Origin of the sequence: Corynebacterium antarcticum (assembly GCF_016595285.2) — a bacterium.
GTDB classification, from domain to species: Bacteria; Actinomycetota; Actinomycetes; order Mycobacteriales; family Mycobacteriaceae; genus Corynebacterium; species Corynebacterium antarcticum.
The window spans coordinates 308,748-322,152 of record NZ_JAENIP020000004.1; the positions used below are offsets into that span (position 1 = coordinate 308,748).

Genomic DNA, 13,405 nt, shown 5'->3' on the forward strand with positions numbered 1-13,405 from the left:
GAGTGCCCGACAGTCCCACCTGTCCCATCAAGGAGAACCAAGAACGTGAAGCAGCGACGCCGCATCACCACACAGTCCAGACGCCCGGCCCTCGCGGTGATCCTCTCCGCGGCTCTGATCGCCTCGGCGGTGGTCGGGGTGGGCGACCGGTCGATTCTCCGGACCGACACCGTCGGCACGGAACCGGTCACCGCGGCGGTCTCCACCGCGAGCTTCGCGACCGGCCGGAACGTGGTCGTCCCGGACGCGGCGATCATCAGCCAGGGCGGGGAAACCACCGGCAGCAGGGTGGTCAAGGAGTTCACCCGCGACGAGGAGTTCTCCATGTTCGCCCTGACGTGGCACGGGGAGAAGGACATCGCGGCGTTCTTCCGCGCCAAGCGCGCGGACGGGTCCTGGAGCCCCTGGTACGACGCGGAACCCGCCGGCGACATCCAGGATCCCACGGGACCGAACGGAACCGAACTGATCTACGTCGAACCGACGCACACGATCCAGGTGTCCACCGGCAACATCGACATCGCCGCATCCCCCACCGGAGCGGACCCGGTCGCGGAGGAGACAACCGACGGACCCGCGGCCTCCCCCTCCGGTCAGCCCGCGACGTTCGACGGGGTTCCGGAGATCGACGGCACACCGGTGAGCGAGACCGGGCACGCCACCAACGTCGGTGAGATCGCTCCGGTCGCGGAGGTCATCGACCCGGATGCGATCGAGGCGGTGTTCATCGACGGCAGAGCCTCCGAAGGCACACCCGTCGATCTCGTGAACGCCGAGGAGGACGCCCGGGGCATGCCCAAGGTCATCTCCCGCAAGGGCTGGGGTGCGGACGAGTCCAAGCGCTGCGGCGACGTCACCATCGACGACCAGGTCAGCGCACTGACGATCCACCACACCGCGGGATCGAACGACTACACCCCGAGCCAGGCCGCCGGCATCGTCCGCGGCATCTACCAGTACCACGCCCAGAACCTGGGCTGGTGCGACATCGGATACCAGTCGCTCGTCGACAAGTACGGCCGGATCTACGAGGGCCGGTACGGCGGCATGAACCGCGCGGTGCAGGGCGCACACGCCGGCGGTTTCAACGAGAACACGTGGGCCATCTCCATGATCGGCGACTACTCCACGGTCACCCCCTCCCCGGAGACCCTCGCCTCCGTGGGTGAGCTCGCCGGATGGCGGGCCAAGGTCGCCGGGTTCGACCCCCTTGGCTCCGACACCCACTACTCCGAGGGCACGTCCTACACGAAGTACCCGTACGGCCAGGCGGTGACGCTGCCGAACATCTTCGCGCACCGGGACGTCGGCAACACCTCCTGCCCGGGTGACGCCGGCTACGCACAGATGGGCACGATCCGGGGACTCGCCGACGCCAAGTACAAGGCGCTGCTCCGTGGTGAGGACACCACCGGCGGAACAACCACCACCGAGCGCACGACCACCGAACCGGCCCCCACCGAAGCTGCCCCGACGACCACGACGGCGCCCCCGGAGAAGACGACCACGACCACCGCCACAACCACGCGACCCACCCCCACCGGCGATCAGGATGCCGATCAGGACGCCGCCGAACCCGGACCGGCCGCGACGCTTCCGGGGAGCAGCGGTAGCCGCCTGAACTCGATCCTCGGGGTCGCCGGATCCCTGTTGTCCGTCGTGATCGCCTTCCTCACGTCCCGGGACGGGGTCCCGCAGAGCATCTCGCAGATCGGCCAGACACCGATTATCGCGGGACTGAAGCTCTCCGACGTTCCGGCACTCGTCGACAAGGCCGTGTCATCCGGCGGTGACCCGAAGGTGAAGGACGCCTTGAACCGGGCCACCACGGTGGCCGGCCCGGTTCTCGGATCCCCGCGCGGCGGGACCCAGATCGCGACCCCCGTCGGTGAGAGGAACTCGCGCATCGAGGTCACCCCGTTCGACGGTGGTCTGGTCGTATCGTCCCCTGAGACCGGCACCCACGCCATCTGGGGTGCGATCGGCGACGCATGGGCGGCACAGGGCTTCGACGCCGGGCCGCTGGGCATGCCCGTCAACGAGGAGTACCGCGACGGCGACCTGATCCGCACCGATTTCCAGGGCGGATGGATCACCTTCGACCCGGCGACAGGCGACGTTCAGATCCACGAGTCCTGATCTCCCGGGAACTGACGGGTGGGGCGCCCCAGCACAGGGGCCACCCCATCCGTTCGCGTTCACCCGTGTCCGCGCACCGGCGACACCGGGTCAGCTGGGGGCGTGCTCGCCGAGCATATCCATGGCGACGGTGCGCAGGAGCTCATCGACGGAGTAGGAGCGTGCCCCCTCATCGAGGAGCCGGGCCGCGTACTCGGGGTCCCAGGGCAGCATGTCAGGCAGCGATTCGCTGGAGCAGAGCGGCTTTCCCGCCTCGGATGCGGCCCTGTCCACCTGGCGCGCGATGACCTCGCCGACGATGATGCGCCGCAGTGACTGCACGCTTCGGACGATGACCTCGCCCGAGACCCCGGAGTCGTGGGCGGTCAAGGCGAATTCGCGGTAGAGCGCCCCGAAGACGATGGACGTGTCCTCACCGGAGATCATCATCTCCTTGGCGAAGGGGAAACTCTCGAGCTGGTTGATGATCTCCCGGGCCACGGCGACGATCCGGTCCACCGGATCCTCGGGGAGCTCCGTCGGAGCCTGGACCTTCAGGGTGTGAAGAAAGGCTTCCGCGATGAGGGCGTTCTTGCAGTCGAAGTGGTGGTAGAGCGCCATCGCGGTGACGCCGACCTCCTCCGCCACTCCACGCATGGAGAACCCGTCCGCACCGTTGTCCCGAATCTGGCGCGCGGCGATCTCGATGACCTTGTCGCGGGATACCGTGAGAGGACGACCACGTCGGCCGCTCACGGCTCTGCCCCTTGCGTCCCTGGCATTCTTCACCGTTCCCCATTCTCCGGTGGCGGCGGGTCATGGAGCAGACTCGTCCGTGACCCGCCGCCACACCGTAGCTTCGTACAGGTGGCAGTCGGAACGGTCAGCCACATCCGCTCCCGCTTCAGCCTCCGGCGGATCGTCGGGACGGCCGGCGTGCTGGGCCGGGTGTGGCACTGTTCCGGCAGAAGTACTATCTGCGACAACTCGGATTCGTTTCACAGCAGTACCTCTACTGTACAATGAGTTTCAACATCGAGAGCGTTTCCGCAGTTCTTCAGTACCAGCGCTCCAGGACGGCCGCCAGGCCATCTTCATCGTTGGTGACGGTCGTCTCGTCGGCGACGCTCTTCAGTTCCGGTGCCGCGTTACCCATGGCGACACCCGTACCCGCCCAACGGAGCATCTCCGTGTCATTGGGCATGTCACCGAAGCAGATGGTCCGCGTGGCGGGGATCCCCAGGCTCCGGGCGATCCCCCGGAGTCCGACGGCCTTCGTGATGCCCGGCGCGGCGACCTCGAGGAGCCCCTCGCTGACGGAGTAGGTCAGGTGCGCCATCTCCGGGGGGATGGCGGGGGCGAGTCTCCTGTACATCTCCGCGCTGTCCAGTCCCTCGTTGCGCAGCAGCAGTTTGATCGCGGGTTCGGCGAGCAGCGCATCCTCCCCGGCCTCACCGAAGTCGATCGCGGGCCAGGCGTGCGCCCATTCAGGGGCGATGATGAAGAGTTCGGGCTGGGGGTCGAAGGCGCTGTGCCCGGCGCGTTCGACGGCGACACCCACACCCCCGTCCCCGGCGAGGATCGACCGGGCGGTGTCGACGATGGTGCGCAGCTGATCGGGGAGCAGAGGATGGGTGTCGACGATACGGTCGGATGCACTGTCGTAGAGGACGGCCCCGTTGGCGCAGACGGTCATCGGGCGGACGGGCAGCTGTTCGAGAACGGGGAGCAGCCACCGCGGCGGCCGGCCGGTGGCGAGAGCCAGGACTCCCCCGGCGTCGATGAACCGACGGAGACACTCACGCGTGCGGGGGGTGACTCTCTCGGTGCTGGTGATGAGGGTGCCGTCGATGTCACTTCCGACGAGCAGTGGACGACTCACCGAAGTCCCCGGAGGAACGCACCCAACCGGGCGAAGGCACGGTGGATCCGGGCGGGGAGTGCACGGCCGTGCTCGGTGATTCTCTCGAGGGCGAAATCCGCCCGACGATCCGCGCGCGCGGCCGCCCGGGCCGCTTTTTTGTCCGCGCGCGCCTGCTTCTTCTCGGCGGTGATCACGGCGGCCTCCTCGAGGGTGGGCGCGCTGCCGCCGAGGGACGCGGGCATCCAGGGCGCGCCCGCGAAATCTCCGTACTCCGCGGCGTAGTCGGCGCGCACACCGTCGAGAAGTTCGGCGACGGCGTTCCGCAGGGTGTCGGTGACCTTGACCGGATCGCCTGCGGCGGAGATGGGTTCGCCGATGCGGATCCAGACGGGGATGTGCTTGCGCCCCAGGTTACGGGGTACGCCCTTGCTGATGATGCGCTGCGAACCCCACATGGCGACGGGGATGAGCGGTACCTCGGCGGCGGCGGCGATGCGGGCGGCACCGGTCTTGAACCGGTCCATCTCGAAGCTGCGGGAGATGGTGCCCTCCGGGAAGATGCCGACGAGCTCACCGTCACGAAGCCGGTTGACGGCTTCGTCGAGAGCTCCGCGGCCGGCGGAGCGGTCGACGCGGATGTGGCGCATCCGGTTCATGAACCAGCCGACGACGGGCACATCGTAGATCTCGCGCTTCGCCATGAAGCGCACCAGCCTGCGGCCACGGAAGTATCCGGCGACCCCGCCGAAGATGAAATCGTAGTAGCCGGTGTGGTTGTAGGCCAGGAGGGCGCCGCCCTCGGCGGGGACGTTCTCCACACCCTCGATCGTGATGGTGATGTCCTGGGCCCCCATCAGCGCGCGGACCGCGGCGATGATGCGGGAGTAGAACGGCTCGGTTGCCTCGGTCGGGTGGTCCGGCACGCGGACGAGGTCCGCCGGATAGCGGAAGATGCCCTCCCGGATGAACTCACGCTCGGTCATTGGGGGTCCTGTCTGTATCGGCTGGCATTTCGTCTCGACGCCGGGCCCTCCCCGCGGGCGGGGTGCTGTCCCGCGGGGAGGGCCCGGGTCTACTTCACGGGTTCGAGAACCTCGCGGCCCACGAAGGGCTGCAGGGCCTCGGGGATCCGGACGGATCCGTCGGCCTGCTGGTTGTTCTCGAGGATGGCGACGAGCCAGCGGGTCGTGGCCAGTGTCCCGTTGAGGGTGGCGCAGGGCTGGGTGCGCCCGTCGTCATCGCGGTAGCGGACCTTCAGTCGTCGGGCCTGGAAGGTCGTGCAGTTCGAGGTGGAGGTCAGCTCACGGTAGGTGCCCTGTGTGGGGACCCAGGCCTCGGTGTCGAACTTCCGCGCCGCTGAGCTTCCGAGATCGCCACCGGCTACATCGATGATGCGGTAGGGGACCTCGACGGCAGCGAGCATGTCACGTTCCATACCGAGGAGCTTCCGGTGCTCGGCGGCGGCATCCTCCGGCCTGCACCAGCTGAACATCTCGACCTTGTCGAACTGGTGGACGCGGAGGATCCCGCGGGTGTCCTTGCCGTAGGAGCCGGCCTCCCGGCGGAAGCAGGAGGACCAGCCGGCGTAGCGCAGGGGCCCACCGGAGAGGTCGATGATCTCGTCGGAGTGGAACCCTGCGAGCGCGACCTCACTCGTGCCCACGAGGTAGAGGTCGTCCTCCTCGAGGTGGTAGATCTCGTCGGCGTGACTGTCCAGGAACCCGGTTCCCTGCATGGTCTCCGGCCGGACGAGGACCGGCGGGATCATGAGGGTGAAACCTGCTGCGGTGGCGCGCTGTGCGGCGAGGGTGAGCATACCGAGCTGCAGGAGAGCGCCGAATCCGGTGAGGAAGTAGAAACGGGAGCCGGAGACCTTGGTGCCGCGTTCGACGTCGATCAGCCCGAGGGACTCGCCGAGCTCGAGATGGTCCTTCGGTTCGAAGTCGAAGCTCGGGGGCTCGCCGACGTGCTCGAGCACGATGAAGTCGTCCTCCCCGCCGGCGGGGGCGCCCTCGACGATGTTCCCGATGCGCGACTGGAGCCGTTCAACCTCCTCGGCGGCCTGCCGCTGGGCGGCCTCGGCTTCCTTGACCCTGGTCTTCAGCTCGTTGGAACCGGCCAACAGGGCGGGGCGGTCCTCGGGGGCGGCCTGGCCGATCTTTCTGCCGAAGGCCTTCTGCTCGGAACGCAGGCTGTCGGCGGCGACGATCGCCTCCCGTCGGGCGGAGTCGGCGGCGATCAGCTGATCGACGAGCTCGGGATCCTCGCCGCGGGTGCGCTGGGAGGCACGGACCACGTCGGGGTTGTCGCGGAGGAATTTGAGATCAATCACGCGTGCCAGCCTACCGAACCGTGCAGCACGGCGGCCCGGGTGGTGGAGCATCACGGTAGAGACGGCAATCCGGTTATGACCACCGGGGTATACTGAGCGCATGGTCAACTCCGCGAAGTTTCCGGCGCTCCCGGCCCGCCGACTCACCGACGGACCGAAACCGAAGCACGCGCAGCTGCGGGAGATCCTCGAGGAGATCTGCACCACCGACCTGCAGCCCGGGGACATGCTGCCCGGCGAACGCGTCCTCGAGGAGACCTTCGGCGTCTCCCGGATCACCGTCCGACGGGCCATCGGGGATCTCGTCGCCTCCGGTCGCCTCAAACGGGCCCGCGGCAAGGGCACCTTCGTCGCCCCCGCGCCACTCATCTCCCGCCTGCACCTCGCCTCCTTCTCCTCCGAGATGAGTTCCCAGGGGATCCGGGCAACCTCAGACATCCTGCTCGCAGAGGTGACCGATGCCCCCGCCGAGGTAGAGGCGTTCTTCCGCGCCGGCGAACGGGCCCACACACACCTCCACCGCCTCCGTCTCGGCGACGGTCGGCCCTACGCCATCGACGACAGCTGGTACAACAACGCGCATGTGGTGGACCTCCTCGACAGGGATGTGCACACCTCCGTCTACGGCATCCTCGACAAGGAGTACGGGCTCCCGGTCACTGAAGCGGAGCAGATCGCGACGGCCGTCAACGCCGACGCGACCACCGCCGGGATCCTCGACGTGGAACCCGGTACCGCACTGCTCAAGATCGTCCGACTCTCACTTTCCGGGGATCACCCCGTGGAGTGGTGCTCCTCCCTCTACCGGACGGACCGGTACACACTGAAGACACACGTGGAGAGGGCTGCCGAGCAGTCCACCGACTGACGCTCGCGCCAACCACCCCGCCCCCGGTGCCGGGGCCCACGTGCGCCCATCCGACGCACCCGGCATGATGGAGGAATCATGACAGCAACCAGATCCTGGCGTTCAGCCACCGCGGTGCAGGCGGGACTCATCGCGATGCTCGTCGCCGCCGTCGGCGTCGGGTCCTACAGCTACGTAGCCGCAGAGACCGCCGCGGACACCGGCACCGAAACCGGGGTGGTGACGGGCACGCCGTCCACGGACAGCGGCGAGACGACCACCACCAGACCGACGGCCGCCCCGTTCACCACCGCCGACGTCGGAGACTGCCTCACCTGGGACGTCGGCGCGGACGGCACGGTCTCGAACTTCCAGAAGGCCGACTGCGCGGCGGACCACCGGTTCGAGATCTCCGCCCGCGAGGATCTCGCGACCTATCCGTCGAGCGAGTTCGGCCCCTCCGCCCCCGCACCCAACCTCACCCGGCAGGCGCAACTGCGCGAGGAACTCTGCAAGACCCCCACCATCGACTACCTGGGCGGCCGCTACACACCGCACGGCCGGTACTCCATCGCCCCGATCCTCCCCCCGGCGAGCGCCTGGGAGGCCGGTGACCGCACCATGCTCTGCGGCGTCCAGGTCACCGATGACGGCGGCCAGACCCTGACCACCCGTGGCCGGGCCGCCGAGCAGGACCAGTCCCGGATCTTCCAGCCCGGCGAGTGCGTCACCATCGGCCCCGCGGGGGCGCCCAGGGCGGTGGACTGCGCCGAGCCCCACCAGCTCGAGATCACCGCGGTCATCGACCTCAAGCCCGTGTTCCCCGAGGGCACCCCCACCGTCGAAGACCAGGACGCCTACCTCAAGAACGCCTGCACCCAGGCCGCCCGGGACCACCTCGGCGGTGACGATCCCTTCTACCACTCGACTCTCGAGTCCTTCTGGACCGCCATCGACGCCAACGCCTGGACCGGCGGTTCAAACACCGTGAACTGTGCCCTGTTCAAGGCGAATGCAGGCGGCGGCTTCGCCACCCTGGAGGGCGCCGCCACCGGCCCGTTCGTGATTGACGGCGCAGCTCCGGAGCCCCGCCCGGAACGCGACCCCATCCGTCAGTAGCCCCCACACCGCAACAACAAGGACCTTCGATGATCGACGTCTCCGACGAACGCTTCAACGAGCTCGTGGACATGGGCTTCGAGCGTATCCCGGACAAGTTCCTGGACAACCTCAGAAACGTCGCCATCCTGATAGAGGACTACAACCCCGACTCACCCTCCATCCTGGGGCTCTACCACGGCGTCCCCCTGCCCGAACGGCTGGCCAACCACACCGGGCTCCCGTCCTCGATCACGATCTACCGGGAGGCTCTGCTCGACCACTGCGCCACCGAGGAGGAGCTGGTGGAACAGGTCCGCATCACGGTCGGCCACGAGATCGGCCACCACTTCGGGCTCGACGACGACGAACTGCACGAACTCGGCTGGGGATGAACCACCCCGGACCGTCAGCGACCCGACCCACGGCCCCCGCAATGACCGGATCCACGTCGGCACCCGGGTGACGACCGCAGCTGTCCACCGCCGGCGGAACGGGGTGACCGCCCCTGCGGGCGCCCGGGTTCCCGGCACGACAGCGTGGAGGGCCTCCCGAACCAGCCTGGCACACATCCCCGTTCGCGTGATCCGGCAGGAACGTCGGTCAGCCCGGAGAACGAATCCACCTGCGCCTCTGCCCCGCATCCGGGTTCCGGGCGGTGGAACGCAGGCGCATCAGCGGTGAATGAGCGCAGTTCCAGCGGGATCCGGTCAGGGTCGGCCGCCTCGATCCGGGTGGCACGGAGAGTGAGGGACCCGTCCACGCCCCTGCGCGTACGCCTGTGTTCCGGACGCGGCGGCGGAGAACCCTGAAGGCAACGGAGGTCGGCCGTTTCCGACGATCCCGGGCGTCGGTCAGAACGCGGGCCAGGAGCCAAGGAAGGTCACGTCCTCAACCTGTTGAGCCAGTTCCCGGAACGCCTCCCGGACGTCCGGTTCATCGACATGGCCCCTGACATCGACATAGAAACGGTAGGTGCCGATTTCTGTTTTGGTGGGCCGAGATTCGATCCTCGACAGATCCAGACCACGGTCCGCGAAAATCGTCAACGCGGAAACCAGTGATCCCGGCCTGTTCGGAAGGGTGAATACGAAAGCGGTCCGATCGTGCCCCGTCGGTTTCGGCGGCTCCGTGATCCGGCCGACGACCACGAACCGTGTCCGTGCGCCGGGCACGTCGATCACGTCTTCCGCGATGACGTCGAGAGCGAAGATCTCTGCCGCCCGATACGGTGCGACGGCGGCGTCAGCCCGCCCCTCCGCGACCGCCTTCGCCGCCGCGGAGTTTGAGGACGCGGGAATGAACTCCGCTCCGGGGAAGACACGATCCGTCCACTGACGTACCTGCTGGCGGGCCACCGGATGCGTCGTGAAGGTGCGTACCTCGCTCGCCGTCAACCCCGGGCGCACCATCACGGCGAAGCGGATGGCGAGCTCCGTCTCCGCGAAAATCCTGACGCCCTGCCCGTCGGCCAGCGCGTCGAAGGTGTGGGTCACGGGACCGTCCACCGAGTTCTCGATCGCGACGCACGCGTACCGGGCGACCCCTGAACGCACCGCATTCAACGCCTCATGGGGGCTCTCCACGGAGAGTTTCGCGATGTCGCCGGACCCGAAGCTCCCCCGCCGGTGGAACTCCAGCAACGCTGTCTCGGTGAATGTTCCTTCAGGCCCCAGATAGGCGACGACTGTACTCATAGACCGGAGTGTAGCCGCCCACCCGCACTCGTCCGTATGGTCGGGGTAATCTGCTCTGCATGGTCAACGGCTCCGCAGTCCCCCTCGTGGATCGGCTTCACACCGCTTCCACGGATCTCGCGCGGACGGTGGAACGCCACCTCTCGGACATCACCGGGGTCTCTTCGTCGGTGAACGGTTTCGCCGCGGTGGATCCCGATATCGCGCTTCAGCGGGCGCAGTTCCTCGACGCGGTCCCGGTGGATCGGCGGGGTCGACTCCACGGACTGGTCCTTCCGGTCAAGGACCTGATGCCCGTCTCCGGGCTCCCCTGCTCCTACGGTTCCGTCACCCGGACGGAGATTCCCGTCGACACCGACCCGTGGGCGGCCCAGCTGCTCAGGGAAGGCGTCGTCATTCCGGGCAAGACACAGACCTCCGAGATGGGCATGACGGCGTACTGCGAACCGGTCGGGATGCCCGCCGTGGCGAATCCGTTGTGGCCGGGGCGGACACCGGGAGGTTCCTCCGGAGGAGCCGCCGCCGCGGTGGCGCTCGGTCTGGTGGATGTCGCCCACGCGTCCGACGGCGGTGGTTCCATCCGGGTCCCCGCCGCATCAACGGGCACTGTCGGGGTGAAACCTCCGCACGACAGTACCGGTGGATCCCCCACCACGCAGGGTTTCATCACCCGGTCGGTCGCGGACGCGGCGTTCGTGTTCGGGGTACGTCCGGTCCATCGTCGGCTGCGGGTCGGTGTGCTGGTGGAGCCACTGCACGGTGACGGGTCGGTCAGTCCGGAGATGGTGTCAACCGTGTTCTCGGTGGCTGATCGTCTGTCTGATCTGGGACACCGGGTCCGGGAGGTCTCCCGCCCGTACGGTGAGCGACCCTTCGCGGCTTTCGCCGATGTGCTGGCCTCGCGCTCGATCCACATCCCCGGCCCGGCGAGCGACATCATCGAGTGGCTGCGGGAGCGTGGAGCCGCGTTACCTGAGGCCCGACGCGCGGAGGCTGTCGCCGATTTCGACGCCGTCCCGGGGACGATCCTGTCCGCATGGGACATTGACGTCCTCCTGACCCCGACACTGGCCCACGACCCACCGGAGATCGGCCATTTCTCCCGGTTGGAACCGCCGGAGGATTTCGCGGAGCAGACCCGCTGGACCCCGTGGGCGACATTGTTCAACATGACCGGGGGCGCGGCGGTGAATGTACCGGTCGCGGTGGCCGGCCGCCCTCCCGTGGGCGTCCACCTGGGGTCCGTGCGGGCGACCTTCGGCGAATTGCTCGGCGTGGCCTCGCAGGTGCATCCGTGACGGCCGGAGCGACCGCGCCCCGGACAGCGGTGGCCCGTCTGCGCGCGGAGATCGGTGTCGTACTGCTGGTGACATTCGGCATGGCGGGTGTGCGCTCGGCACTCCGGTTGATTGACGCGGCCCTGGCGCCGGAACCGTTGAGCGCACAGAAGGTCACGCTGAATGCGCCGAAGGCTGATGTGCACTGGTTGGACCTGGCACTCCAGCTCTGCTCGGCGTCGGTCCTCACCGGTTGGGGACTGCTGGCGCTGTTCCTGCTGTCCGGTTCCGGTGTCCGGTTGCTCCCGTTGCGCCGTGGCGACTGGCTGCGGGGCGTTGGGCTGGCTGCCCTGATCGGCGTTCCCGGACTGGTCTTCTATCTGACGGCACTGCATCTGGGGCTCAGTAGACAGGTGGTGCCCACGACGCTGGATTCAGTGTGGTGGCAGGCTCCCGTGCTGCTCGTGTGGTCCTTCGCGAATGCGTTCGCCGAGGAGACCGTGGTGGTGTTCTGGCTGATGACCAGACTCCGGCAGCTCGGTTGGTCCACGCCCGCGATCATCGGCGCATCCGCGCTCCTGCGCGGAAGTTACCATCTCTACCAGGGATTCTCCGCGGGCCTCGGGAACATCGTGATGGGCCTCGTGTTCGCCTGGTTGTTCACCCGTACCCGGCGCGTGTGGCCGCTCATCGTGGCGCATTTCCTCATCGATGCGGTGGCCTTCGTCGGCTACAGCACACTCGTCGAACCACTGGGGTTGGCGGGGCTGTTCATCTCCTAGTCTCCGCTAGGGTGGTTTCCATGGATTCTCGAGGCCCGTCCCAGCACGGTGATCTACCGGACGACATCGCCCGCGACAGCAGGGGCAGGCCCATTCTCGACCGGTTCGGACGGCCCGTCCGACGTCGTCGGCCCGACGGTTCCTCCCGCCCGCGACCGGAGGCCGGAAAACACACGCACGGGGAACGGTCCCCCCGCGAACGGCATCCGGATCGGCCGGACCGGCCACCGCGCAGGGACACCGGGGCACCCCGCTACACGCCACGACCGCAGGAACGTCCCCAGTATCAGCGGTCGACTCCGCCCCCGGAGCGCCCCGTCCAGTACCGTCCGGAGGCCCGGCCGGTCCCGAGCTATCGTCGTGAGGCCCCGGTTCCGTCGCAGGCACAACCGCCGGTACGTCCGGAGCGGCGCGGTGGCGATCGGAGGGATTTCGGCCCCGAGCCCCGTTCCCGCCGGCCACGACGCCGACGCGGGCGTGGCTGCGGCATGGGGTGCATGACGCCGTTCCTGCTCGCCATAGGGATCGTGCTCACCCTGACCGTCGTCATCGGCCTGTGGGCCGATGCGAAACTCAACCGCGTCGAGGCGACCCCCACGCAGCAGGTGGCGAACACCGCGGGCACGAACTGGTTGCTGGTCGGTTCGGACTCGCGCCAGGGGCTCACCCCGGAGGAGATCGACACACTGGGCACCGGTGGGGACATCGGCGTCGGGCGCACGGACACGATCATGCTGCTGCACTACGGCCGCGGATCGAAACCGACGCTCCTCTCCATTCCCCGTGACTCCTACGTCAACGTCCCGGGGTACGGGATGAACAAGATCAACTCGGCGTTCACGTTCGGTGGTCCGCAGCTGCTCACCGAGACCGTCGAGCAGGCGACCGGGCTCCGGATCGACCACTACGCGGAGATCGGCTTCGGTGGTTTCGCCGGCTTGGTCGATGCGGTGGGCGGTGTGGAGATGTGCGTGACCGAAGCCATCAACGATCCGTTGGCGAACATCGATCTGCCCGCGGGGTGTCAGAAGCTGAATGGCCCCGATGCTCTCGGTTACGTCCGTAGCCGCGCCTTCGAGATGGGCGACCTGGACCGGGTGTCCCATCAGCGGGAGTTCCTCTCCGCGTTGATGGAGAAGGCCACGGATCCGACGACACTGCTCAACCCGTTCCGCCTGGGTCCGTTGATCGGTCGCGCGAGCGGCACGTTCACGGTGGGCACCGGTGACCACATCTGGAACCTGGCCCGCCTGGCCCTGGCCATGCGCTCGGGTGTCGTCACCGAAACCGTCCCGGTCGGGGGTTTCCAGGACACCACGGTGGGCAATGTCGTGCTGTGGGATGACGCCGCCGCGCGATCCCTGTTCGATTCCCTCCGGTGAATCGGAGA

General features: G+C 68.1%; 12 protein-coding genes. 7 read left to right on the forward strand and 5 right to left on the reverse strand.

Going from position 1 to position 13,405, the window contains the following annotated elements; translation table 11 throughout:
* Positions 1–45: 45 nt before the first annotated feature.
* Positions 46–2,139, forward strand: a complete 2,094-nt coding sequence (locus JIM95_RS10945) for an N-acetylmuramoyl-L-alanine amidase (RefSeq protein WP_200256233.1) — start codon at positions 46–48, stop codon at positions 2,137–2,139.
* Positions 2,140–2,229: 90 nt separating this feature from the next.
* On the opposite strand, the gene JIM95_RS10950 is transcribed toward JIM95_RS10945, so the two are convergent.
* The 4 genes from JIM95_RS10950 to serS all read right to left on the reverse strand — a co-directional run bounded on the left by JIM95_RS10950 (position 2,230) and on the right by serS (position 6,314).
* Positions 2,230–2,874 (reverse strand): TetR/AcrR family transcriptional regulator, encoded by a 645-nt coding sequence (locus JIM95_RS10950; protein ID WP_200256228.1) that lies wholly within the window; start codon positions 2,872–2,874, stop codon positions 2,230–2,232.
* A gap of 301 nt (positions 2,875–3,175) precedes the next feature.
* Positions 3,176–4,000 (reverse strand): HAD family hydrolase, encoded by an 825-nt coding sequence (locus tag JIM95_RS10955; RefSeq protein ID WP_200256227.1) that lies wholly within the window; start codon positions 3,998–4,000, stop codon positions 3,176–3,178.
* Positions 3,997–4,965, reverse strand: coding sequence for a lysophospholipid acyltransferase family protein (locus JIM95_RS10960; RefSeq protein ID WP_200256226.1), 969 nt, complete (start codon positions 4,963–4,965; stop codon positions 3,997–3,999). Before JIM95_RS10960 ends, JIM95_RS10955 begins: the two co-directional genes overlap by 4 nt.
* An 89-nt stretch (positions 4,966–5,054) precedes the next feature.
* Positions 5,055–6,314, reverse strand: coding sequence for a serine--tRNA ligase (gene serS, locus JIM95_RS10965; protein ID WP_200256225.1), 1,260 nt, complete (start codon positions 6,312–6,314; stop codon positions 5,055–5,057).
* A 100-nt stretch (positions 6,315–6,414) separates the two neighbouring features.
* Between serS and JIM95_RS10970 the strand changes: the two genes are divergently transcribed.
* The 3 genes from JIM95_RS10970 (at position 6,415) to JIM95_RS10980 (ending at position 8,654) form a co-directional block, all read left to right on the forward strand.
* On the forward strand, positions 6,415–7,182 hold the full coding sequence (locus JIM95_RS10970; RefSeq protein WP_200256223.1) for a GntR family transcriptional regulator: 768 nt from the start codon (positions 6,415–6,417) through the stop codon (positions 7,180–7,182).
* 78 nt (positions 7,183–7,260) lie between these two features.
* Positions 7,261–8,280: a septum formation family protein gene (locus tag JIM95_RS10975; RefSeq protein WP_200256221.1), complete on the forward strand. Its 1,020-nt coding sequence runs from the start codon at positions 7,261–7,263 to the stop codon at positions 8,278–8,280.
* A 29-nt stretch (positions 8,281–8,309) separates the two neighbouring features.
* Positions 8,310–8,654: a metallopeptidase family protein gene (locus tag JIM95_RS10980; protein ID WP_200256219.1), complete on the forward strand. Its 345-nt coding sequence runs from the start codon at positions 8,310–8,312 to the stop codon at positions 8,652–8,654.
* A 459-nt stretch (positions 8,655–9,113) separates the two neighbouring features.
* Here JIM95_RS10980 and pheA read toward each other — a convergent pair whose 3' ends face one another.
* On the reverse strand, positions 9,114–9,956 hold the full coding sequence (gene pheA / locus JIM95_RS10985) for a prephenate dehydratase (RefSeq protein ID WP_200256217.1): 843 nt from the start codon (positions 9,954–9,956) through the stop codon (positions 9,114–9,116).
* Between the two features lie 59 nt (positions 9,957–10,015).
* On the opposite strand from pheA, the gene JIM95_RS10990 reads away from it, so the two are divergent.
* The 3 genes from JIM95_RS10990 (at position 10,016) to JIM95_RS11000 (ending at position 13,397) form a co-directional block, all read left to right on the forward strand.
* Entirely contained in the window at positions 10,016–11,254 is a 1,239-nt protein-coding gene (locus tag JIM95_RS10990) for an amidase family protein (protein ID WP_200256215.1), read from the forward strand.
* Between the two features lie 80 nt (positions 11,255–11,334).
* Positions 11,335–12,015, forward strand: coding sequence for a CPBP family intramembrane glutamic endopeptidase (locus JIM95_RS10995; RefSeq protein WP_200256727.1), 681 nt, complete (start codon positions 11,335–11,337; stop codon positions 12,013–12,015).
* A 20-nt stretch (positions 12,016–12,035) separates the two neighbouring features.
* A complete protein-coding gene (locus JIM95_RS11000; protein WP_200256209.1) occupies positions 12,036–13,397 on the forward strand; it encodes an LCP family protein in 1,362 nt (453 codons plus the stop codon).
* Positions 13,398–13,405: the final 8 nt, after the last annotated feature.

Excerpts from the sequence above, each read along its gene's own strand:
- JIM95_RS10975 (WP_200256221.1), top strand. The coding sequence starts at position 7,261 with ATGACAGCAACCAGATCCTGGCGTTCAGCCACCGCGGTGCAGGCGGGA.
- JIM95_RS10960 (WP_200256226.1), bottom strand. The coding sequence starts at position 4,965 with ATGACCGAGCGTGAGTTCATCCGGGAGGGCATCTTCCGCTATCCGGCG.
- pheA (WP_200256217.1), bottom strand. The coding sequence starts at position 9,956 with ATGAGTACAGTCGTCGCCTATCTGGGGCCTGAAGGAACATTCACCGAG.
- JIM95_RS10990 (WP_200256215.1), top strand. The coding sequence starts at position 10,016 with ATGGTCAACGGCTCCGCAGTCCCCCTCGTGGATCGGCTTCACACCGCT.
- JIM95_RS10995 (WP_200256727.1), top strand. The coding sequence starts at position 11,335 with ATGGCGGGTGTGCGCTCGGCACTCCGGTTGATTGACGCGGCCCTGGCG.
- JIM95_RS10970 (WP_200256223.1), top strand. The coding sequence starts at position 6,415 with ATGGTCAACTCCGCGAAGTTTCCGGCGCTCCCGGCCCGCCGACTCACC.
- JIM95_RS10980 (WP_200256219.1), top strand. The coding sequence starts at position 8,310 with ATGATCGACGTCTCCGACGAACGCTTCAACGAGCTCGTGGACATGGGC.
- JIM95_RS11000 (WP_200256209.1), top strand. The coding sequence starts at position 12,036 with ATGGATTCTCGAGGCCCGTCCCAGCACGGTGATCTACCGGACGACATC.